The 21,877-nt window shown below is 64.2% G+C and carries 15 protein-coding genes; 3 read left to right on the top strand and 12 right to left on the bottom strand.

What is annotated here, in order from left to right:
- Window positions 1–71: 71 nt before the first annotated feature.
- From glgB to MUG94_RS02120, 3 genes are read right to left on the bottom strand one after another with little or no spacing between them, the layout of a single operon-like run.
- Window positions 72–3,884 (bottom strand): 1,4-alpha-glucan branching protein GlgB, encoded by a 3,813-nt coding sequence (gene glgB, locus MUG94_RS02130; protein ID WP_227909184.1) that lies wholly within the window; start codon window positions 3,882–3,884, stop codon window positions 72–74.
- The gene (treS, locus tag MUG94_RS02125) at window positions 3,881–5,650 is read right to left on the bottom strand and encodes a maltose alpha-D-glucosyltransferase (RefSeq protein WP_227892391.1); all 1,770 of its coding nucleotides are present in this window, start codon (window positions 5,648–5,650) and stop codon (window positions 3,881–3,883) included. Before treS ends, glgB begins: the two co-directional genes overlap by 4 nt.
- Window positions 5,650–7,683, bottom strand: coding sequence for an alpha-1,4-glucan--maltose-1-phosphate maltosyltransferase (locus MUG94_RS02120; RefSeq protein ID WP_227909255.1), 2,034 nt, complete (start codon window positions 7,681–7,683; stop codon window positions 5,650–5,652). Before MUG94_RS02120 ends, treS begins: the two co-directional genes overlap by 1 nt.
- 209 nt (window positions 7,684–7,892) lie before the next feature.
- Between MUG94_RS02120 and glgP the strand changes: the two genes are divergently transcribed.
- Complete coding sequence (gene glgP, locus MUG94_RS02115) at window positions 7,893–10,517, top strand: alpha-glucan family phosphorylase (RefSeq protein ID WP_227892392.1); 2,625 nt, start codon at window positions 7,893–7,895, stop codon at window positions 10,515–10,517.
- 50 nt (window positions 10,518–10,567) lie between these two features.
- Here glgP and glgX read toward each other — a convergent pair whose 3' ends face one another.
- The 6 genes from glgX to MUG94_RS02085 all read right to left on the bottom strand — a co-directional run bounded on the left by glgX (window position 10,568) and on the right by MUG94_RS02085 (window position 17,202).
- Window positions 10,568–12,670 carry a glycogen debranching protein GlgX gene (gene glgX, locus MUG94_RS02110; protein WP_227909185.1) on the bottom strand — a complete coding sequence of 701 codons (2,103 nt, stop codon included), beginning with the start codon at window positions 12,668–12,670 and terminating at the stop codon, window positions 10,568–10,570.
- Window positions 12,671–12,696: 26 nt separating this feature from the next.
- Window positions 12,697–13,698 (bottom strand): 23S rRNA (guanosine(2251)-2'-O)-methyltransferase RlmB, encoded by a 1,002-nt coding sequence (gene rlmB / locus MUG94_RS02105; RefSeq protein ID WP_227892394.1) that lies wholly within the window; start codon window positions 13,696–13,698, stop codon window positions 12,697–12,699.
- 123 nt (window positions 13,699–13,821) lie between these two features.
- On the bottom strand, window positions 13,822–15,279 hold the full coding sequence (gene cysS / locus MUG94_RS02100; protein WP_227909186.1) for a cysteine--tRNA ligase: 1,458 nt from the start codon (window positions 15,277–15,279) through the stop codon (window positions 13,822–13,824).
- 38 nt (window positions 15,280–15,317) lie between these two features.
- Window positions 15,318–15,830, bottom strand: coding sequence for a 2-C-methyl-D-erythritol 2,4-cyclodiphosphate synthase (ispF, locus tag MUG94_RS02095; RefSeq protein ID WP_227909187.1), 513 nt, complete (start codon window positions 15,828–15,830; stop codon window positions 15,318–15,320).
- Between the two features lie 2 nt (window positions 15,831–15,832).
- Complete coding sequence (ispD, locus tag MUG94_RS02090; RefSeq protein ID WP_227909188.1) at window positions 15,833–16,597, bottom strand: 2-C-methyl-D-erythritol 4-phosphate cytidylyltransferase; 765 nt, start codon at window positions 16,595–16,597, stop codon at window positions 15,833–15,835.
- A 122-nt stretch (window positions 16,598–16,719) separates the two neighbouring features.
- Window positions 16,720–17,202 carry a CarD family transcriptional regulator gene (locus MUG94_RS02085; RefSeq protein ID WP_227892398.1) on the bottom strand — a complete coding sequence of 161 codons (483 nt, stop codon included), beginning with the start codon at window positions 17,200–17,202 and terminating at the stop codon, window positions 16,720–16,722.
- Window positions 17,203–17,469: 267 nt separating this feature from the next.
- On the opposite strand from MUG94_RS02085, the gene MUG94_RS02080 reads away from it, so the two are divergent.
- Window positions 17,470–18,063, top strand: coding sequence for a hypothetical protein (locus tag MUG94_RS02080; RefSeq protein ID WP_227909189.1), 594 nt, complete (start codon window positions 17,470–17,472; stop codon window positions 18,061–18,063).
- A gap of 118 nt (window positions 18,064–18,181) precedes the next feature.
- Here MUG94_RS02080 and MUG94_RS02075 read toward each other — a convergent pair whose 3' ends face one another.
- Both MUG94_RS02075 and MUG94_RS02070 read right to left on the bottom strand, forming a co-directional pair.
- Window positions 18,182–18,862, bottom strand: a complete 681-nt coding sequence (locus MUG94_RS02075) for a response regulator transcription factor (protein WP_227909190.1) — start codon at window positions 18,860–18,862, stop codon at window positions 18,182–18,184.
- Window positions 18,859–20,082, bottom strand: coding sequence for a sensor histidine kinase (locus tag MUG94_RS02070; RefSeq protein ID WP_227892401.1), 1,224 nt, complete (start codon window positions 20,080–20,082; stop codon window positions 18,859–18,861). The genes MUG94_RS02075 and MUG94_RS02070 overlap by 4 nt, the downstream gene beginning before the upstream one ends.
- 184 nt (window positions 20,083–20,266) lie before the next feature.
- Here MUG94_RS02070 and phoU point away from each other — a divergent pair, with 184 nt between their 5' ends.
- Window positions 20,267–20,929: a phosphate signaling complex protein PhoU gene (gene phoU / locus MUG94_RS02065; protein WP_227892402.1), complete on the top strand. Its 663-nt coding sequence runs from the start codon at window positions 20,267–20,269 to the stop codon at window positions 20,927–20,929.
- A gap of 79 nt (window positions 20,930–21,008) precedes the next feature.
- Here phoU and MUG94_RS02060 read toward each other — a convergent pair whose 3' ends face one another.
- Entirely contained in the window at window positions 21,009–21,761 is a 753-nt protein-coding gene (locus MUG94_RS02060) for a phosphoglyceromutase (protein ID WP_227892403.1), read from the bottom strand.
- Window positions 21,762–21,877 lie beyond the last annotated feature (116 nt).

The following is a 21,877-nucleotide window of genomic DNA, read 5'->3' as shown; positions in this document are numbered from 1 at the left end:
TTTTCCGGCCAGGGTGAACCAGGTCCGGAGCAGTTGTGCACCAGGCCTGGTTCACCGGAATTTCACCCGTCCTAGACGTCCTTCGGCTTCAGGTAGAGCACGCCCAGCGGAGGAACGGTCAGCGTTGCCGATGCCGGCTGACCGTTGCAGGCGCCTTCTTCAGCGGTCACGACACCCATGTTCCCAACGCCGGACCCGCCAAACTCGGCTGCATCGGTATTCAGTGCTTCCACCCAATCGCCGGCCCACGGCAGGCCGAGGCGGAAGTTCTCGTGCGGAGTTCCGGCAAAGTTCGCAATGCACACCAGGGGGTTGCCCTGGTGGTCGTAGCGGATGAAGGACAGTGCGTTGCGTGCGCCATCGTTCTCGTTGATCCACTGGAACCCGGCCGGCTCGTTGTCGCGCTCCGAGAGGGCCGGGGTGGTCCGGTAAATCTCGTTGAGCTGGCGGACCAGCAACTGCACACCCTTATGCTGCGGTGTGTCAGTCAGGAACCAGTCCAGTCCGTACTGCTCCGACCACTCCGCTTCCTGCGCAAATTCCGTACCCATGAAGATGAGCTGCTTGCCGGGATGCGCCCATTGGAACGCCAGGTAGGCCCGGACATTAGCCAGCTGCTGCCAGCGGTCTCCGGGCATCTTCCGAAGCAGGGAGCCCTTGCCGTGGACTACCTCGTCGTGGCTGATCGGCAGCAGGAAGTTCTCCGTGTAGGCGTAAACCAGTGAGAACGTCAGCTTGGCGTGGTGATACATCCGGTTGATGGGGTCTTCGGACATGTACTCGAGGGTGTCGTGCATCCACCCCATGTTCCACTTCAGGCCGAATCCCAGGCCGCCGCTGCTCGTGGGCTGCGTAACCCCGGGGAAGGCAGTGGACTCTTCAGCAATCATCACGATGCCGGGCACGCGGCGGTACGCGGTGGCATTCACTTCCTGCAGGAAGGAGATGGCCTCGAGGTTTTCCCGGCCGCCAAATGCGTTGGGACGCCACTGGTCCGCAGGACGGGAGTAGTCCAGATACAGCATGGATGCCACGGCATCCACACGCAGTCCGTCGATGTGGAATTCCTCGAGCCAGTAAATGGCGTTGGCTACAAGGAAATTTCGGACTTCCCGGCGGCCGTAGTCGAAAATGAGCGTGCCCCAGTCGGGCTGTTCGCCGCGAAGGGGATCGCCGTGTTCGTACAGGGTCTGTCCGTCGAATTTGGCCAGCGCCCATTCGTCCTTGGGGAAGTGTCCGGGGACCCAGTCCAGGATGACGCCGATGCCGGCCTGGTGCAGTTTGTCCACCAGGTAACGGAAGTCGTCCGGGTGCCCGAACCGTGCCGTCGGTGCGAAGTAGGACGTGATCTGGTAGCCCCAGGATCCGCCAAAGGGGTGTTCGGCCACAGGCATGAACTCCACGTGCGTGAATCCCTGCCACTTCACGTATTCGGCCAGCTGGTCGGCGAGCTGACGGTAGTCCAAGCCGAGGCGCCACGACCCGAGGTGCACTTCGTAGACGCTCATGGGCGCGTTGTGCGGGTCCCGGGCCGCCCGGGCTTCCATCCACTCTGCGTCCTGGAATACGTACGTCGACTCAACCACCCGCGAGCCTGTCAGCGGGGGCACTTCCGTTGCCTGTGCCAGGGGATCAGCCTTGTCGCGCCAGATTCCGTCGCTGCCGAGAATTTCGTACTTGTAGCGCGCGCCCGGTTCGACCCCGGGAATGAACAGCTCCCAAACTCCGGAGCCGCCCAGGGAACGCATGGCATGCATCCTGCCATCCCAGGCGTTGAAGTCGCCCTTGACCCGCACGGCTTGGGCATTGGGCGCCCACACGGCGAAGCTGACGCCGTCAATATCGCCCAAAACCGACTTGTAGTGGTGCAGGTTTGCTCCGAGCACCGTCCACAGCTTCTCGTGCCGGCCTTCACCGATAAGGTGCAGGTCGATTTCCCCGAGAGACGGCAGGAACCGGTAAGGGTCGTCGAACAGCTGAGGGGCAAGGCCCTCGTAGGTCACCTCGAGCCGGTAATCGGGAACCTGCCCCGGCCGGGCTGCGGGGAGTGTCCCCACCCATATCCCGTTGTGTTCGTGCTGAAGATCAACCCGTGCGTCAGCGGTTACGGCCACTACACTTTGGGCCAGCGGACGCAGGGTGCGGATGGTCACGAGACCCTGGTCATCGACATGCGCGCCCAGGACCGCATGGGGCTGGTGATACCGACCCTCCGACACGGCCTGCAGGACATCAGTGGAAACGGGCAGCGGATTGCGGTGCGCCGGCACCGGGGCCACCTCATCTGAGGCCGGTACGACGACGTCGTCCGCTTTCGCGGGCAGCGCGGGTTCCGTCAGAGCATCCGGTCCGGCAGGCAGCGCAGGTTCCGGTGAACGTCGTTTCCCCTGGGGAGCGGGCTGTGGAGTCTTAGTCACTGATTTCTCTTCCTGGCTGCTCGTTCCGTGGACCTGTTTGCGTGCCTGTTCCAGAATCTGCCGTACGGCAGCAACGGGCACGCGGACCCAGTCGGGACGGTTGCGTATTTCGTAGACAACTTCGTAAATGGCCTTGTCCAGCCATAGGGCAAGGTACAGCGGATCGCTGCGGTTGATGTGCGTACCGGTTTCCTTCTCATACCCACGAAGGAAAGCTTCAGACGCATTCGCTGCCCAGCGTGCTGCTTCCAGGCCGCGGCGCTGCTGTTCCTTAGGGGCGGCAGCGCCTGTTTCGCCGGCGCCCTCCACGAGAGCCACTCCCGCGGCGTAGTCAAGGGACCGAAGCATGCCCACGACATCGCGCAGCGGGACATCGGGAACACTGCGTTCAGCCGCGGGCCGCAGCGGCTCACCTTCAAAGTCCAGCACCATCCAGCCGTGCGTGCCGGATTTCAGGACCTGGCCCAAGTGGTAGTCAGCATGAATTCGCTGGAGGTTGGGCAGCTCCTCCAAATTGCTGATCTGGCGCAGCAGGTATTCCAGGGGTTCGTCATACCCCCCCACGTAGCTGCGCGCTTCTTTCCAGGCCCAGCGGATCCGGTTTTCGAGGGACTCGAGGAAGTCTGCGCGTTCCGACGCGCTGGGAGGCCCGCTGCCGAAAGCCTGTGCCAACTGCTGGTGGATGCGTCCGGTGACCGCGCCCAGCTCTTCAGCCTCGGCGGTGAAATCGGAGTTGGCCAGCGCTGCGGCGGAAGCCGGGCGCCAGGCATCTTCGCTGTTGGGGATAAACTCGCGCAGGACGCTGAGGTCCCCCGTAACCCAAGCGCCGTCGTCGGCCAGCGGGTCCCGCCAGCTCCCGGTTACCCAGCCGAAAGTGGTTGGAACGTCGCGGGAACCCGCAGCAGTGAGCTTGGCGCTGACCTGCACGTCAGGGCTTTCGCCGGAGGCAAGGACACGGTAGAACTTGACGATCAGCTGGTTGGGCACGGCGGGCACCACCACTGAGGTATTGGACTGCTCGCCCTTCATCAGCTTGGCGTCGACAACCCGGTTAAACGGCGGCCAGTCTTCGAACCCGGCCAGAGCAACGCCGTGGGTGCGGCCGTCCAGCGAGAGCGACTGCGAACGCATCATTTCCAGCCACGCCGTCACGAACACCGGATCGGCAGCACCGTCATACAACCAGCGCTCCCCCAGTTCGGCATGCTGGGCACGGCCCAGCAGGGAGCCGGCCAGCTCGGGAGCCGGCTCGCTGCGATAGCTGACGGGTACGTTGATGACGTCTGTTCGATGGCCCGAGCTCACGGCAATGAGATGAACCTCAAGTTGCACCGCCCCGGCCGGGTCCTCCAATCGGACTCCACCAACGCGTTCCAGCGAAATTTCACGCCCCTTCGCGGGGAACCAGCGCTGCTGCGGGAGCCAGGCGGTGAGGAGTTCAGGCAGTGACGGTGTCAACTGGGTCATTTCTTCACGGCCTCCGAAATGGGAATGAGGGGAATCGCTTCGGTCAGGGGCGAGGACATGTTCGATTTCGAAGACCGCAGCCGCAGCCAGTAGAAATCGTGGCTGCCCAGCGTCAGCGTCACGGAGCCGTCCGCGCCGAAGGCCGGGAAGGGCGTCCCGCCGAAAGCGTCCCGCAGCCCGCGGCCGGCAAACTCGGGCAGGCTCACAGTCGCAGAGACCGGGTGCTGGGAGAGGTTGAAGATGCAGAACATTACTTCTCCCACCTCCCCTTCGGGGTTGTCCTCCGGCAGTTCACGCAGGAACGCCAGCACCGACTCTGCCTCTGTGGGCACATTCCGGTAAGAGCCGAGCCCAAACGCGGGATGCGTCCGGCGGACCATGATCATTTGCCGGATCCAGTGCAGAAGCGAACTGGAACTCGCCAGCTGTGCTTCCACGTTCACGTGGTTGTAGTGGTAGACCAAGGACTGCACCACCGGCAGGTAGAGCTTTCCGGGGTCGGCGGTGGAGAAGCCGGCATTCCGGTCCGGGTTCCACTGCATGGGGGTGCGCGAGGCGTCACGGTCCTCAAGCCAGATGTTGTCGCCCATGCCAATTTCGTCGCCGTAGTAGAGGAACGGACTGCCGGGCAGCGAAAGCAGCAGCGCATGGATCAGCTCCACTTCTGACCGGGAGTTGTCCAGCAGGGGGGAGAGCCGCCGGCGGATACCGATATTGGCCCGCATGCGTGAATCCGGTGCGTACCAGCCCAGCATTGCCTGGCGCTCCTCGTTGGTGACCATTTCCAGCGTCAGCTCATCATGGTTGCGCAGGAAGGTTCCCCACTGGGCGCCTGCCGGAATGGCCGGTGTTTCCTCCATGGTCTGCACAATGGGCGCGGCCTTCTGGTCGCGCAGCGCGTAGAAGAGCCGGGGCATGATCGGGAAGTGGAACGCCATGTGGCATTCAGCGCCGGTTTCGTCGCCGAAGTACTCCACGACTTCATGCGGCATCTGGTTGGCCTCAGCCACGATGACCCGTCCGGGATAGTTTTCATCCACCATGGTGCGCAGGTCCTTGAGGAACCGGTGCGTCGCGGGAAGATTCTCGCAGTTGGTGCCGTCCTCCTCGAACAGGTACGGGATGGCGTCTGCACGGAACCCGTCAATGCCCTGGTCAAGCCAGAACCGGACGACGTCGAAAATCGCCTCGACCACCTTGGGATTCTCGAAGTTGAGGTCCGGCTGGTGGCTGAAGAACCGGTGCCAGTAGAACTGGCGCCGCACCGGGTCAAAGGCCCAGTTGGATTCTTCGGTATCCACGAAGATGATGCGTGCGTCTTCGTATTTCTGGTCCGTGTCGGACCAGACGTAGAAGTCTCCGTAGGGTCCGTCCGGATCGTTGCGCGATTCCTCGAACCACGGATGCTTGTCCGAGGTGTGGTTCAGCGGCAGGTCAATGATGACGCGCAGGCCGCGGGCGTGCGCCTCAGCCACCAACCGCTTGAAGTCGCTGATGGTTCCGAACTCGTCCAGCACGTCGTAGTAATCGGAGATGTCATAGCCGCCGTCGCGCAGCGGGGACTTGAAGAACGGGGGAAGCCAAAGGCAGTCGATGCCAAGCCACTGCAGATAGTCCAGCTTGTCGATCAGACCGGTGAAGTCGCCGGACCCGTCTCCGTTGGCGTCAGCGAAGCCACGCACGAGCACCTCATAGAAAACAGCTTTGCGGTACCAGTGCGGGTCATTGGTGAGACCGGGAGCGTGCAGTTGAAACGGGTTGGGCACTAGGAGTTCCTCCGAACTGACAGGATGTGTGCGGGTTCAAAATGGGCGTCGAGACGGACGTAGTTGTGATCTCCCCAGCGCCAGCTCTGGCCGCTAAGGAGGTCGTCCACCCAGAAGGTCCCGTCTTCATTGAAATCCTTCGGATCAAGATGAAGGGCATTCAGGTCCAACGACACGCCGCATTCACGGGCGCTGTGCGGATCCGTGTTCACCACGATGATCAGGGTGTCTCGGCTGGAGGGGTCCCCGAGCCGCACTTCCTTGTGCTTGGAATATGCCACGATCGACTCGTCAGTCGTGGCATGCACCGTCAGGTTCTGCAGGTCACCCAGCGCCGGATGAGCACGGCGGATTTCATTCAATCGGGTGATGTACGGGGCCAGGCTGCGGCCCTCTGCCTCCGCCGCTGCGAAGTCCCGCTGCTTGTACTCGAACTTTTCATTGTCGATGTACTCTTCGGCGCCGGGACGGGCCACATGCTCATACAGCTCGTATCCGGCGTAGACGCCCCAGAGCGGGCTGGCGGTTGATGCCAGGACGGCACGGATCTTGAAGGCCGCGGGGCCGCCATACTGAAGGAACTCGGTCAGGATGTCCGGGGTGTTCACGAAGAAGTTGGGCCTGAAGAACGCCGCCGTCTCGGAGGAAACCTCAGTGAAGTATTCCTCCAGTTCCTTGCGGGTGTTCCGCCAGGTGAAGTAGGTGTACGACTGCTGGAAGCCGGCCATGCCCAGGGCATGCATCATCGGCGGGCGGGTGAACGCCTCAGCCAGGAAGATGACCTCCGGGTGCTTCTCGTTGACCGTCTTGATCAGCCACTCCCAGAACATCAGTGGCTTGGTGTGCGGGTTGTCCACGCGGAAGATCTTCACACCGTGGCCGATCCACATCAGCACTATCCGCAGGATTTCCTCCGACAGTCCCGTGAAGTCGTTGTCGAAGTTCAGCGGATAAATGTCCTGGTACTTCTTCGGCGGGTTTTCGGCGTACGCAATGGAGCCGTCCACGCGCGTGGTGAACCATTCCGGATGGCTGGTCACCCAAGGGTGGTCCGGGGAGGCCTGGAGGGCCAGGTCAATGGCGACTTCCAGCTTCAGTTCACGGGCCGTATCCACAAAAGCGTCAAAGTCGGCAAAAGTGCCCAAATCGGGGTGGATGGCGTCGTGGCCGCCTTCCGCCGATCCAATGGCCCAGGGGGAACCCGGATCCCCGGGGCCGGCCACGAGGGTGTTGTTGGGTCCCTTGCGGTGCGTGACGCCGATCGGATGCACCGGAGGCAGATAAATAACGTCGAAGCCCATGTCGGCCACCCGCTGAAGACTGCGCGCAGCCGTGCGGAATGTCCCGGAAGTCCACTGGCGGGTAGCCGGGTCCAGCTCGGCGCCCTCGGAGCGGGGGAAGAACTCGTACCAGGCGCCGCGGCCGGCCAGTTCCCGCTCAACGTGGAGGGGGAAACGACCGCTGCTGGTCACCAGATCACGGATCGGTTCCCGGTCAAGGATGGCGAGAACAGCCGCGGAACCGGCTGCTGCCAGGCGGTCGGCCACGGGGAGGCCGGGGTCGGCGAGCGCTGCTGCGGCTGCATCGAAAATCCGGGCGTCATCGCCGGAGCGTTGCTCGGCAGCGTGCTTGAACAGTGCGGCACCCTCGGCGAGCATCAGCTCCGTGTCCACACCGGCGTCGATCTTTACGACGGCGTTGTGGTGCCAGGTGGAGTACAGATCCGCCCAGCCCTCAACGGCAAAGCTCCAGGACCCGGTGCCTTCGGGCCGGAGCAGGCCGCCCCACCGGTCCAAGCCAATTCCCACAGGGTGCATCCGCACCCTCTGGACCTCCTGGCCTTCCGGGTCGTACAGCACAGCGCTGACTCCCACGAGGTCATGTCCTTCGCGGAAGACGGTGGCCCCTATCACGAGGTCTTCGCCGGGTATGGCTTTGGCGGGAATACGGCCGCATTCCACCACCGGGGTCACGTTGATGATGGGAATCCGGCCGAACCGGAGTTCCTCGGCGGGCAGGTCATTGGATGGCATCGCACTGGAACTGGTCACAGACTAGACGTTAGCGACATTCCGGGCAGAATGCTAAGGCAACGTACTTTCTGGGGTTTTCCCGCAGGTGACAGCGGGTATTGGATTCAATTTACCCGGTGGCCGCGCACTGCAGAAGATTGTGTGACTTCTGGATGATTCTTTACACCTCCCATGCCATTCCGGGCTCGCTGTGCGCTAGCGTAACTCGGGTGAAGGCAATTCGAAGGTTTACCGTCCGAACCGTCCTCCCCGACAGCATTGCTCCGCTGAGCAAGCTGGCCTCGAACCTGAGGTGGTCCTGGCATGAGCCCACCACCCAGCTCTTCGCCGACCTGGATCCGGCTGAGTGGAATGCCAGCGGCCATGACCCGGTCAAGTTCCTCGGGTCCGTGAGCCGCGGCAGCCTCGAACGGTTGGCACAGGACGCAGAGCTCGTGCAGCGCATCCAGGATCTGGGCGCCGACCTCGATGCTTATTTGACTGCCCCTCGCTGGTATCAGACCCTCGGTGAGGATGCGCCGCGTGCCGTGGCGTACTTCTCCCCCGAGTACGGGATCAGCGCCGTCCTGCCGCAGTACTCAGGCGGATTGGGCATCCTTGCCGGGGACCACCTGAAGTCGGCATCAGACCTGGGCGTTCCGCTGATCGCTGTCGGGTTGCTTTACCAGGCCGGCTACTTCAAGCAGGCCCTGTCCCGCGACGGCTGGCAGCTGGAAACATATCCGGTGCTGGACCCCAACGGCTTGCCGCTGACGCTGCTGCGGGAAGAAGACGGCACCCCCGCCCGGGTCACCCTCCCGTTGCCCAACAACCGCCGGCTCTCCGCGCAGATCTGGCGTGCCGACGTCGGCCGCGTACCCCTGCTGCTTCTTGACTCCGACGTCACCGGCAACGACGACGCCGCCCGCGGCATTACGGACCGGCTCTACGGCGGCGGTGGAGACCATCGCCTGCAGCAGGAGCTCCTGCTGGGCATGGGCGGAGTCAAAGCCCTGCGGGTTTACGAACGCCTGTCCGGTACGGCGGCCCCCGAGGTGTTCCACACCAACGAAGGCCATGCCGGATTCCTGGGCATCGAACGCATCCGCGAACTGATGGACAACGGCATGGGCTGGGAAGAAGCCCTGACCGCAACCCGCGCCAACACCGTCTTCACCACCCACACTCCTGTCCCGGCGGGCATCGACCGTTTTGACCAGTCCCAGATCCGGCATTTCTTCAGCGCCGGGCTGGCGCAGTCGGTGCCCACGGACAAGGTGCTCGCCCTGGGCGCTGAAAGCTACGACGGCGGTGATCCCGGCAAGTTCAACATGGCCGTGATGGGTCTTCGCCTGGCACAACGCGCCAACGGCGTGGCCAAGCTGCACGGAATGGTGTCGCGGGAAATGTTCTCCGGACTCTGGCCGGGGTTCGATGTTTCCGAAGTCCCCATCACCTCGGTGACCAACGGCGTTCATGTGCCCTCCTGGATCGATCCCGAGGTGACCAAGCTGGCACGCGAGAAGTTCGGCGTCGCCACGGTCCATGACCGCGACTGGAGCCGGGCCTACGAGATCAGCGACAAGGATCTGTGGGACCTGCGCCGGCGCCTTCGCTCCAGCCTGATCGACGACGTGCGCCGGCGGGTGCGTGCCGCTTGGCGCAAGCGCGGCGCCACTGACGCCGAGCTGGCCTGGACCGAAAACGTTCTGGACCCGGACATCCTCACCATCGGGTTCGCCCGCCGTGTCCCCACCTACAAGCGGCTGACCCTGATGCTGCGGGATCCGGCCCGGTTGAAGGCCCTCTTGCTGCACCCCACCCATCCACTCCAAGTGGTGGTCGCCGGAAAGTCGCATCCCGCGGATGAGCAGGGCAAGCGCATGATCCAGGACCTCGTCCGGTTCACTGATGATCCCGAGGTCCGGCACCGCATTGTGTTCCTCCCCAACTACGACATCGCCATGGCCAGGACCCTGTTCCCCGGCTGCGATGTCTGGCTGAACAACCCGCTGCGGCCGTTGGAGGCATCCGGCACCTCGGGAATGAAGTCCGCGATCAACGGAGGACTGAACCTCTCGATCCTGGACGGCTGGTGGGACGAGATGTTCGACGGCGACAACGGTTGGGCCATCCCCTCCGCCAACCCGACCCAGGGAGCCCATACGAGGGAAGTCTACGGCCCGGACCAGCGCGATGATCTGGAGGCGTCAGCACTGTATGACCTGCTGGAAAACTCCGTGACCCCCATGTTCTATGGAAAGGAACCGCCCGTGGAGGCCGGTTCCGCCGGCCCTTCGGATGCGCCCACGGGTTCCCTGCCGAGTGAATGGCTGGAAATGGTCAAGCACACCCTCGCAGACCTTGGTCCGGCTGTGTCAGCGAACCGCATGCTGCGCGACTACGTGAACCAGCTGTACCGCCCCGCAGGACAATCCGGACGTGCTGCTGCCGCCAACGGGTATGCGGCCGCGAAGGAACTGGCGGAATGGATCACGCGGATCCGCGACGGCTGGTCTGCCGTCTCGGTGGAACATGTGGATTCCATCGGCATCACTGATGATCCGCAAATCGGTGACCAGCTGAACGTGCAGGCCTACGTGTCACTGGGCTCGCTGCGTCCGGAGGACGTCAGCGTGGAAGTGGCCTACGGCAAGGCCCTGGAAAATGACCATCTGGCGGACCCGCGGACCGCCGAGCTGGCTCAGGCAGAGGACCTCGGCTCCGGCCGGCACATGTTCTCCGGCACGATCGGCATTGAGCAGGCCGGCCCCTTCGGGTACACGGTGAGGGTGCTTCCGGTCCACTCGGGGTTGGCCTCGAAGGCGGAACTGGGGCTGGTGGCCAACGCCTAGACGCCCTCAGGCACCCGGGCGTTGCACCTGGGTGCCTGGTACAGGCTCATCTAGGCTCGGTACAGGCTGACCGAGTTCGCCGGCAGGACGTCCTTCTCCCCGCCGCGCACTGTGGCCCCGGTGGTCCGGTCTGCCGTGCTTAGCAGAAGTTCGTAGGAGTGGTTCTCATCGCGGACCGCGCCTGAACCTTCCAGGGCCCGCGCATCGGGCAGAGTGATTTCGACGTCCTGCAGCGAGCCATTCAGGACCAGCATGCCCCGCAGCATCCCGTTCCGGGAGCCAACCAGCAGCTGTACCACCCGGGAGTTGGGGTCCTCCCACCTGTCCAGCGCCATCGGCTGGCCATCCGCATCGAACCACAGCAACGACGCTTCCTTGGCATCGGCCGGGAAGCGGTACGGCTGCCAGGCGAGGAACTCGCGGCGCAGGCGCAGCAGCGTGCGGGTGGTTTCCAGCATCCGGCGGCCGTTGTCGTCCAGGTCCCAGTCCAGCCAGGTGAGGGGGCTGTCCTGGCAGTACGAGTTGTTGTTGCCCTGCTGGGAGCGGCCGATTTCGTCGCCGGCCGTCAGCATGGGGACGCCCAACGACATCAGCAGGGTTGTCATGATGTTCCTGGCGCTCTGCGCCCGGCGGGCCTTGATCTCACCGTCATCTGTGGGACCTTCCACACCGTGGTTGTAGCTGCGGTTTTCACTGCTGCCGTCCCGGTTATCTTCGCCGTTGGCCTCGTTGTGCTTGGACTCGTAGGCGGTGAGGTCCGCCAGTGTGAACCCGTCATGGGCGGTGACCATGTTGATCGAGGACAGAGCGGTGCGGCCGGATCCGGCGAACATATCGGCCGAACCCGCCAGTGAACCGGCGATCCGGGCCACCGACCCTCCGGTCCCGCCGGCATTCAGCGCGGCCTGGCCCCGGAGCCAAAAGTCCCTGGCAGTGTCCCGGAACCGGTCATTCCACTCGGCCCACCCGGGCGGAAAGTTACCGGTCTGCCAGCCGTCGGGCCCGATGTCCCATGGCTCGGCGATGAGCTTGATTCCGTGGAGCACGGGGTCGGCCGCCACCGCCACCAGGAACGGATGCCGGCGGTCGAAATGCCCGTCCGCGTCACGGCACAGCGCTGGAGCAAGATCAAACCGGAACCCGTCCACCTGATAGTCCTGAACCCAGTGGCGCAGCGAGTCCAGCGCCATTTGGATTACCCTCGGCTGACTGAAATCCAAGGTGTTGCCGCAGCCGGTGGTGTCCAGGTAGCGGCCCTCGCCGTCGTGCCGGTAATACTGTTCATCGCCCAGTCCCCGCCAGCTCAGCGCAGGCTGGTCCTTGGTGCCTTCAGCCGTGTGGTTGTACACCACGTCCAGGATGACCTCGAGGCCTGCCTCGTGCAGGGATTTGATCATGGTCTTGACCTCGTCCTGCACGGCCTTGGGCCCTGCGGCCTGCGCGGCCTTGGTGGCGTAGGAGGTGTGCGGGGCGAAGAAGCCCAGGGTGTTGTAGCCCCAGTAGTTGGGCAGGTTCAGCTCGCGCAGATGGGCTTCTTCGGTGTGAAAGTGCACCGGCAGCAGCTCCACCGCGGTGATGCCCAGCTCTCGGAGATAATTCACCATCACGGGATGCGCCATGCCGGCGTAGGTGCCGCGCAGCTCTTCGGGGATATCCGGGTGGAGCATCGTTTGTCCGCGCACGTGCGCCTCGTAGATGACGGTGTCGCGCCACGGCGTGTACAGCTGACGCGAGCTGCCCCAGTCAAACGACGGGTCAACGTGTACGGAGAAGAACAGCGGAACACCGTCCGACGGCTGAACTTCGTCAATTCCGCGGCCGTAGGGGTCCAACAGAAGTTGGAAGCTGCCCGGCCTACCCGGCAGCTCCTTGTCTGCTGGCCAAAACCCGTACCGGCTGCCATAGGACAGTCCGGCGACGCGTCCGTGGTGGATCCCCGCCACGGACTCGCCCAGACGCGCCGAGGCCCATTGACCCGGCGCCTTTTCGAAATGGATTTCGACGCCGGAGAGTCCCGGTGCGTAGATGGAGACGTTGACGGTTCCCGGCAATTCGTCGACGCCGGGAACAGAATTCCTTACGCCAAGGGGGAAGGGCCGGGAAACCCGCCGTGCGGCGGCCTGGCCCTGCGGAGTACTGATCAGGTCTGCCATGCTGCCTCTCGGATTTCCGCCTGGTGTCAGGCGGAGCGCTGCCGTGAAATTTCGTACAGGCTGATGCCCACCGCCATGGACGCGTTGAGTGATTCCATGGCCGAGTCAATGGGGATGGACACAATCTGGTCGCAGTTTTCGCGGACCAGGCGGGACAGGCCCTTGCCCTCGGAACCGACGACAATGCAGACCGGGTCCTTGGCCAGGACGATGTCCGGCAGCGACACGTCGCCGTCGCCATCCAGGCCGAGGACGAAGATGCCCATCTTTTTGAAGGTCTTCAGGGTGTTGTTCAGGTTGCCTGCCCGGGCCACCGGGACGCGGACGGCCGCACCGGCGCTGGTCTTCCACGCTGAGGCGGTCATGCCCACTGCGCGGCGTTCAGGAACGATGACGCCGTGGGCGCTGAAGGCCGAAGCGGAACGGATGATGGCACCCAGGTTGCGCGGATCGGTAATCCCGTCGAGCGCCACGAACAGCGGCGCGTTGCGGATGTGGCCCTTCTTCCAGGCCTCGATGGTTTCCTGCGCCAGGTCCATGGGGTCCGCGTATTCATACGGCGGAATCTGCAGGACGAGGCCCTGGTGCACGGCCTCGTTGGTCATGCGGTCCAGCTCGGGCTTGTGTGTCTCCATCACGGGCAGGCCGCGGTCGGCCGCCATCTTGAGGGATTCACGCACGCGGTCATCCATGTCGATCCGGACGGCGACGTGGAGGGCCTTGGCCGGGATGCCTGCGCGCAGGGCTTCCACCACGGAGTTGCGGCCGGTGACGACTTCCTCAGCCACCTTGCCGCGGACGTTGGTGCCGCTGCGGCCGCCGGCGGCGCGGTTGTCGCGGTTATCGCCGCGCTTTGCAGCCGAGCGCTCGGCAAGCTGCTTGTTCTTGTACGCCTTGTGATAGGGGCGTTCTTCAGCCTTGGGTGTGGGTCCTTTGCCCTCAAGAGCCTTGCGGCCCAATCCACCGGTGCCCCCGCTGGGGCCCTTTTTGGCTTTACGCATTGCGCCGGGACGTCCGTTGTTGGCCATCGATTACACCTTAAACCTAGAAGAAAGCATTACTTCTAGTTTACGCAGGCTCCCGGCCCTGCGTGTTCCACGGCCCGGAGTGTACTCCGAAAGCAAAAAATCGCGGCCGTCCACATCCTCAGATCAGTCCTGGACCATGCTCCAGCTGGCTCCGTCCGCGGTGTCTTCGACCGTGATGCCCGCTGCTGCCAGCGAGTCCCGGATGGAGTCGGCGCGGGCCCAGTCCCTGGCGGCCCGCGCAGCGCGCCGCTCTTCCAGCTGCGCTTGGACCAGCGAGTCCAGGGCCCGGTGTTCGGCGCCCGTGCCGGTCTCGATCCGCTGAGTGTCATCCAGGCCAAGAACGCCCGTCATGGTTCGCACCGCGTGCAGGGCGTCGCGAACCGCTTCAGTATTACCGTCGGCCAGGGCGGTGTTTCCGGCGCGAACCGTGTCATGCAGTACGGCAAGTGCCTGGGGAACGTTGAGGTCATCGTCCATGGCGTCCGCGAAAGCCGCGGGCATGGAGCGGCGGGTATCCAGGACGAAGCCGGAGTCAGCGGTTCCGTAGACCTTGGCGGTGGCCTTGGCGATGAATCCGTCGATGCGTTCCACCGCGGCAGCGGCTTCCTGCAGGGAAGTCGGCCGGTAGTCCAGCACGGACCGGTAGTGCGCCTGGCCCAGGTAGTACCGGACCACGCGGGGCGTTGCCTGCCGGAGCATTTCCTCGGGGCTGACGGTGTTGCCGATCGACTTGGACATTTTTTCACCTTCGAAGGTGACCATGCCGTTGTGCATCCAGAAGTTGGCGAAGCCGTCTCCCGCGGCCTGGGACTGGGCCATTTCGTTCTCATGGTGCGGGAAGCGCAGGTCCAGCCCGCCCCCGTGAATGTCAAACTGCGGGCCGAGATACTTGGTGACCATCGCTGAGCATTCCAGGTGCCAGCCGGGACGGCCCTTTCCCCAGGGGCTGTCCCAGGCAGCCGTCTCCGGCTCCCCCTCCTTGGAACCCTTCCACAGCGCAAAGTCGCGCGGATCGCGCTTGCCGCGGGGACCGGCGTCGGGCGCTGCCTGCATGTCGTCGATGTTCTGCCGGGTCAGCGAACCGTATTTGTTCCAGGACCGGACGTCGAAATAGACGTCGCCGGAATCGTCCAGCGCCGGATAGGCGTGGCCGGCCCCGATCAGCCGTTCGATCAGCGCGTGCATTTCGGGGATGTGGCCGGTGGCCCGGGGCTCGTACGTGGGCCGCTGGACGCCCAAGGTGTCGTAGGCCTTGGCGAATTCCTGCTCAAACCGGTAGGCCAGGGCCCACCAGGGTTCGTCGGGAACGACGTCGGCGGAGGGCTCGGCGCCCACGGATTCCGCGGATTTTGCCAGGATCTTGTCATCAATGTCCGTCACATTGCGGACCGTGGTGACCCGGTAGCCGCGGAACTGCAGCCAGCGGGTGAGCTGGTCAAAGGCGATGGCGGAGCGGATATGGCCCACATGCGGCCGGCCCTGGACGGTGGCGCCACAGTAATACAGGCTGACTTCGCCCTCCTTCAGGGGAACAAAGTCACGGACCTGCGCGGAAGCGGTGTCATAGAATCTCAAGCTCACCGCTCTAGGCTATCGCGCCGGACCGCTCCCGCGCCGATCTAGGTGTCGCGCAGGGACGCGTTCACCCGTACGACGACGGCGGTTGCCATGGCGGCGATACCCTCGCCGCGTCCGGTGAAGCCGAGGGCGTCGGTGGTGGTGGCGGATACGCTCACCGGAGCGCCGGCGGCACCGCTGAGCACCGCTTCAGCCTCGGCGCGGCGGGGTGCGAACTTGGGCCGGTTCCCAATCAGCTGCACCGCCACGTTTCCGATGTCGAACCCGGCGTCCCGGACAATCCGGGCCGCTTCGCCCAGCAGGGTCAGGCCCGAGGCGCCGGCGTATTCGGGCCGGTCCGTGCCGAAATGCGTGCCCAAATCGCCCAGCCCGGCGGCCGAGAACAGGGCGTCCGCCGCAGCATGAGCCACGGGATCCCCGTCGGAGTGGCCAGCGAGCCCGCGTTCGCCGTCCCAGAGCAGCCCGGCCACCCACAGGGGGCGCGGAGCGTCGACGGGGGCAAAAGCGTGCACGTCCACGCCGATGCCGGTGCGGGGAAGGTTCACTGCGGGCATGGTCAGTCCTCCTGGAGGTTCTGTTCCCGGGCCAGCACCGCTTCGGCCAGCAGCAGGTCCAGCGGGGTGGTGATTTTGAGGGACATATCCGAGCCCTCGACGACGTAGACCGCAGCCCCCAGGGACTCGGCGAGCATGGCGTCGTCAGTGACGGCTGCGGCTTGGTGTGCGTCGAAATCCATCGCCGCCAGATGTGCGCTGCGCAGCAGGCCAGCGTCAAAGCCCTGCGGTGTTTGCACAGCGCGGAGCGCGGATCGGTCCGGAGTGCCCGTCACCGTCAGCGATGCGATGGCTGCCTGCGCGGGAGCCGTCGGAGCGGTGGACTTGATGGTATCGGTGACGGGAACGGCGGGAATGACGGCCTGCGCACCGGCAGCCAGCGCTGCCGCCACACGATGAAACACCTGGGGCGGAGTGAGCGCCCTGGCTGCATCATGGACCAGGACCGCGTCGAGGTCTTCGGGGAGGGCCTGAAGGGCGGCCCGGACAGAATGTGCGCGGGTTTCCCCGCCGTCAACCACGGTCAGCGGGACGCTGACGCCGGCGTCTGCGCAGAGGGACCGCAGAACCGTGTCCCCAGCCGGAACTGCCACGCTGACGGCCGCGGCAACACCGGACGCTTCCACCCCCTGCAGTGCTCGGGTGAGCAGTGCGACGCCGGACAGCGGCACCTGGGCTTTCGGGATTCCGTACCCCAGCCGTTGACCGGAACCGCCTGCCACCAGAATGACGCCGATTCGCTGAGGGGATGAAGTTGTTGAAGGCACTTCTTCAGCCTAGTGCCCCGCAGCTGGACGCCTGGACTGAAGATGCACTTTAACGACAAAATGCCGGCCCCGAAGGACCGGCAGCATGCCATAAACGATGTGCTCTTTGTGGATGCTGCTGCTTAGCTTGCCAGGACCTTGTCCAGGACAACTGCGGCCTGTTCCTCGTCCGTCTTTTCGGCCAGCGCAAGTTCTGAAATCAGAATCTGGCGGGCTTTTGCGAGCATGCGCTTTTCCCCGGCGGAGAGCCCGCGGTCGTGGTCGCGGCGCCACAGATCGCGAACGACCTCTGCCACCTTCACCACGTCACCGGATGCCAACTTCTCCAGGTTTGCCTTGTACCGGCGCGACCAGTTGGTGGGTTCTTCAGTGAGCTCGGCCCGCAGCACGTCAAACACGTGCTCCAAACCTTCTTTGCCCACCACGTCCCGAACCCCAACGAGGTCAACGTTCTCAGCCGGTACTTCTATGGTCAGATCACCCTGTGCCACCTTAAGCTTGAGATACATCTTCTCTTCGCCCTTGATGGTCCGCATCTTGATCTCTTCGATCTTCGCGGCACCGTGGTGAGGGTAAACAACTGTTTCGCCAACCTCAAAAACCATGTGGACTTTCCCCTTTCCCAACCTCTAGTTTACCATGTGTGCGACACGCCGAGTAGAGTTTTCGCAGGTCAGGTACCCGATCGTAATCAGGCTGGGTATTATTCGGACCCTTTTTCCCATTCCCACCTGCGGCGATGTGTCTTAGAGTGCCCTGTTTTGCGTCCCCCGGAGCGGGCAAAAATCCAACATTTTGAGGGTTTGCCGATAGGCTAGGCACAAAAGAAACGCCGCCGGTCGAAAGACCGCAATACCCCAGGAGTTTGTGCTGTGAGATTCACCCCCAAGAACCGGGCGCAGCGAGCAGCTGCCGCCGGTGTAATTGCGCTGGCCGTACTGGGAGTCTCCAGCTGCAGTGCCGTGAACGAACAGGCAACGGTGCGCGAGTACTCCCCGTCTGACGGCATCGTCGAAAACGTGGGCGACGTGGAGCTGCGGAACATCCTGATGGTCAGCAACGGCGGCGGCGAAGAAGGCCGGCTGCTGGGCACAGTGGTCAACGCGTCCTCCGAGGACATCGAATTCTCGCTGGCCACCGGCGGCACCACCCTCCGCTGGAACATCGACGCCGGAGACAAAGTGGTCTTCGAAGACGCCCTCGCCGCTGAGGTAACTGTGCCCAACGTGGACACGGTGCCCGGAACGGGGCTGCGCGGCGACGCCAGCAACGGCACCGAGACCGTTGAAGTGAACATCCCGGTTGTCGACGGAACCCTGGCTGACTACCGCGAGTACCTGCCGGTGCCGTCGGCGCTCCCCACCGACATCGCCACCATGGCCCCGTCGGATGAGGCCGGAGCTGAGCAGGACACCGGTGTTGATACCGGTGTTGCTGAAACTCCTGAGCCTCAGCAGTCCAACTAGCACCACGGTTTGAGCCGGCGAAGCGCCGGCAGGAATAAGGGACCACGCCATGCGGCCGGGTCCCTTTTCCGTATCCGGCCCCGACCCCAATAGAACGTGTCGCGGACCCGTGACCGGGTCAGGCTTCGAACTTGTAGCCGAGCCCGCGGACGGTCACGAGGTGGCGCGGCAGCGACGGGTCCGGCTCGATCTTCCCCCGCAGCCGTTTGACGTGCACGTCCAGGGTTTTGGTGTCACCGACGTAGTCGGCGCCCCACACCCGCTCAATCAGCTGGCCCCGGGTCATTACCCGGCCGGAATTGCGCAGGAGCATCTCCAGCAGCTCGAACTCCTTGAGCGGCAGGGGCACGTCCGCGCCGTTGACGCTGACGACGTGGCGGTCCAGGTCCATGCGCACCGGTCCAGCCTCCACCGAGGGCCCGGACAGTTCCCCGCCGTCTTTTCGGCGGCGCAGGACGGCCCGGATGCGGGCCAGCAGTTCCCGCGAGCTGTAGGGCTTGGTGACGTAGTCGTCAGCACCGAGTTCCAGGCCCACCACTTTGTCGATCTCACCGTCCAGGGCGGTCAGCATGATGATGGGAACATCGGAGCGCTGGCGAAGTTGGCGGCAAACCTCAGTGCCGGATTGTCCCGGGAGCATGAGGTCCAGCAGGACCAAATCCGCCCCGCGCCGGCCGAACTCAGACACGGCGTCGTTCCCGTTGTCCACCACCTGGACGTCGAAACCTTCCCTGCCCAGCAGATAGGAAAGCGGGTCGCTGAAGGACTCTTCGTCTTCAACGATCAGGATCCTGCTCAAGCGCTTACTCCTCGTTCATGTGTTCCGGCAGCGGGCGGGGGTGTTTTGCGGGCGTGGGCACCGGCGTCCGGGTGCTGCCCCTCCTCAGGCATCTCGGAGGACTCCATCTCCGGCAGCCGGACCGTGAAGGTGGAGCCCTGCCCCGGCTGGGACCAGAGGTTCACTTCACCGCCGTGGTTGGAGACCACATGCTTGACGATACTCAGTCCCAGCCCGGTGCCGCCGGTATGCCGGGACCGCGCACTGTCAATGCGGTAGAAACGCTCGAAGATCCGCTCCTGGTCGTCCGGATTGATGCCCGGCCCCTGGTCGGTGACCGAGACCTGCGCCATGCCGTCACGGGACCGCAGGCCTATTCCCACCCGGCTCCCCTCCGGTGAGTAGCGGATCGCGTTGTCGATCAGGTTGCGGAACGCCGTGGTGAGCATTTTTGCGTCCCCGTAAACGGCACCTTCAACGGCGCCGCCGACGACGACGGTTGTCTTCCGGTTCTCGGCCGGCAGTCGGTTGGCTTCCACCGCTTCGGCAACAAGCTGATTCAGGTCCACCTCCCGGGCACGGTCCACCATGTCGGTGCTTTGCAGGCGCGAGAGTTCAATGATGTCCTGCACGAGGGCGGACAGCCGGGCGGATTCCTTGCTCATCCTGGCCGCAAAGCGGCGCACCGCTTCTTCGTCTCCCGCGGCGTCGTCCAGCGCTTCGGAAAGCAGGGAGATGGCCCCCACCGGGGTCTTCAGCTCATGTGACACGTTGGCCACAAAGTCATTGCGCACCTCCTCGGTGCGGGCAATTTCGGTGTGGTCGTCAGCGAGGATGAGGATGTATTCCTCCCCCACGGTCGCCACCCGGACCTGCAGGATTGTGCTGCCCTGCCCCAGGGGGCCGCGCTGCAACTCCAACTGCCGTTCTTCGATAACCCCGTCGCGCCGGACCCGGGATGTCATGGCCAGCAGTTCGGCGGGAACGAGGGTGTGTCCGCGGACCAGTCCCAGCGCATAGGCGCCCGGGCTGGCGCGGACAACGCCGTCAACCGCGTCCACCACGATGTACGCCCTGCCAATGACGGCCAACACCTCCGCCGCTCCGTTGGGAAAGGCGGGATCATCGTTGGCGGCAAGCTCCCGGCGTTGGTTCCGGCTGGCAACATAGGCGAGTACGCCGGAGACGCCCACGGCCAGGCCGAGGACCCCGGCAACCAGGCCCAGCAATACAGGATTCACTCTCCTAGCTTAGGCTGACCGCCGGGCACCCGAAGGACCTCCGGTGGCATTAGCGCTTCCGTTAAACTAACGTTCATCAAAAGAAGCCCAGCGGTTAACCCTCAGCTGAAATCCTGCCAGTACGGCTGTGATGAACAGCTGCGTACAACCGGGCAGAATGCTGCACAACCGAAAGGACGCCGAAGTGCGTAAGGTTTTTCAAGCCGAGCTTCATCAGATTGGCGAAGAGCTGACCCAGATTTCCGAGCTCGTCACCGAAGCGATGCAGAAAGCCACCGCAGCCTTCGAAGGCGCCGACACAGAGCTGGCGCAGGATGTCATTGCCGCCGATGCCCGGATCGATTTTCTGCAGAACGATCTCGATGAGCGGGCCATCGACGTCCTGGCACTGCAGGGGCCAGTGGCCAGCGACCTGCGCATGATCGTGGGCTCCCTGCGGATGAGCGCGTCGCTGGAGCGGATGGGCGACCTGGCACGGCACATCGCCCAGCTGGCGCGTCTGCGCTACCCCGAACATGTGGTGCCCGAGCCCATGGTGGAAACGTTCAGTGAGATGGCGCGTCTGGACATCCGCATTTCAGAGCTGCTCAGTGAGCTTCTGGAGACGCGGAACCTGGAGCTGAGCAATGACATCTACGCGTGCAACAACCGGATCAACGAGCTCCATGCCGGCGTTTTCAAGGCCATTGCCTCGCCGGAGTGGAACGTCTCCGCTGTCAGCACCGTGGACCTCACCCTCGCCAGCCGCTACTTTGAACGCTTCGCGGATCACGGAGTCTCGGTGACCCGAAAGGTCAACTATCTGGTGACCGGCGAATGGCAGCCGATGTCCGAATCGAGCCGGTAGACATCCAGCGACAGCAAGAAAGGGGCGGCCCCGCGGGGCCGCCCCTTTCTTGCTGTTCCGGCAGGAGCCGGGCCAACTTCTACTTCTTCTTGCCCTGATTTGCTACGGCCTTGATGGACGCCGCAGCGGCCTCCGGATCCAGATACGTACCACCGGCCTTGACCGGCTTGAGGTTCTCATCCAGTTCATAGACCAGCGGAATGCCGGTGGGAATGTTGACGGCGGCAATGTCGGCGTCGCTGATGCCGTCAAGATGCTTGACCAGGGCACGCAGCGAGTTGCCGTGGGCGGCAATCATGACCGTCTTGCCGGTCTTGATGTCGGCGGTGATGTCCGACTCCCAGAACGGCAGGAACCGCTCGAGGACGTCCTTGAGGCACTCGGTGCGCGGCAGTTCGTCCTGCGGCAGGTCCGCGTAGCGCGGATCGTGGGCCTGGGAGAAATCGCTGTCATCGGGCAGGGGCGGCGGCGGAGTGTCATAGGAGCGGCGCCAGAGCATGAACTGCTCCTCGCCGTACTCCGCCAGGGTCTGGGCCTTGTCCTTGCCCTGCAGGGCGCCGTAATGCCGCTCGTTCAGGCGCCAGCTGCGCTTCACGTCGATCCAGATGCGGTCCGCCGCGCCCAAGGCAATGTTGGCGGTGTTGATGGCACGCTTCAGACGCGAGGTGTACAGGATGTCGGGCAGGATGTCCGCTTCCACGAGCAGCTCGCCGCCGCGGAGGGCCTCGGCCCGGCCAAGATCCGTCAGATCCACATCCACCCAGCCGGTGAACAGGTTCTTTTCATTCCATTCGCTCTGGCCGTGGCGCAGAAGGATCAGTTTGTAAGTCATATATGTCATCGTAACGGAGGACACCGCGCCGGGGGCAGGCCTGCCGACGGGCAGCGCACGCCCTGCCCCACTTTTCCTGCCCGCTGGCCGATCGCCTTTCAGCGGAACGGCGCCCG

The organism is Arthrobacter gengyunqii, assembly GCF_023022985.1.
Classification (GTDB): Bacteria; Actinomycetota; Actinomycetes; order Actinomycetales; family Micrococcaceae; genus Arthrobacter_B; species Arthrobacter_B gengyunqii.
This window is presented reverse-complemented; position numbering and strand designations above follow the sequence as displayed.

Excerpts from the sequence above, each read along its gene's own strand:
- glgB (WP_227909184.1), bottom strand. The coding sequence starts at position 3,884 with ATGACCCAGTTGACACCGTCACTGCCTGAACTCCTCACCGCCTGGCTC.
- MUG94_RS02120 (WP_227909255.1), bottom strand. The coding sequence starts at position 7,683 with ATGCCATCCAATGACCTGCCCGCCGAGGAACTCCGGTTCGGCCGGATT.
- glgX (WP_227909185.1), bottom strand. The coding sequence starts at position 12,670 with ATGGCAGACCTGATCAGTACTCCGCAGGGCCAGGCCGCCGCACGGCGG.
- rlmB (WP_227892394.1), bottom strand. The coding sequence starts at position 13,698 with ATGGCCAACAACGGACGTCCCGGCGCAATGCGTAAAGCCAAAAAGGGC.
- ispF (WP_227909187.1), bottom strand. The coding sequence starts at position 15,830 with ATGCCCGCAGTGAACCTTCCCCGCACCGGCATCGGCGTGGACGTGCAC.
- MUG94_RS02085 (WP_227892398.1), bottom strand. The coding sequence starts at position 17,202 with ATGGTTTTTGAGGTTGGCGAAACAGTTGTTTACCCTCACCACGGTGCC.
- MUG94_RS02060 (WP_227892403.1), bottom strand. The coding sequence starts at position 21,761 with ATGACTTACAAACTGATCCTTCTGCGCCACGGCCAGAGCGAATGGAAT.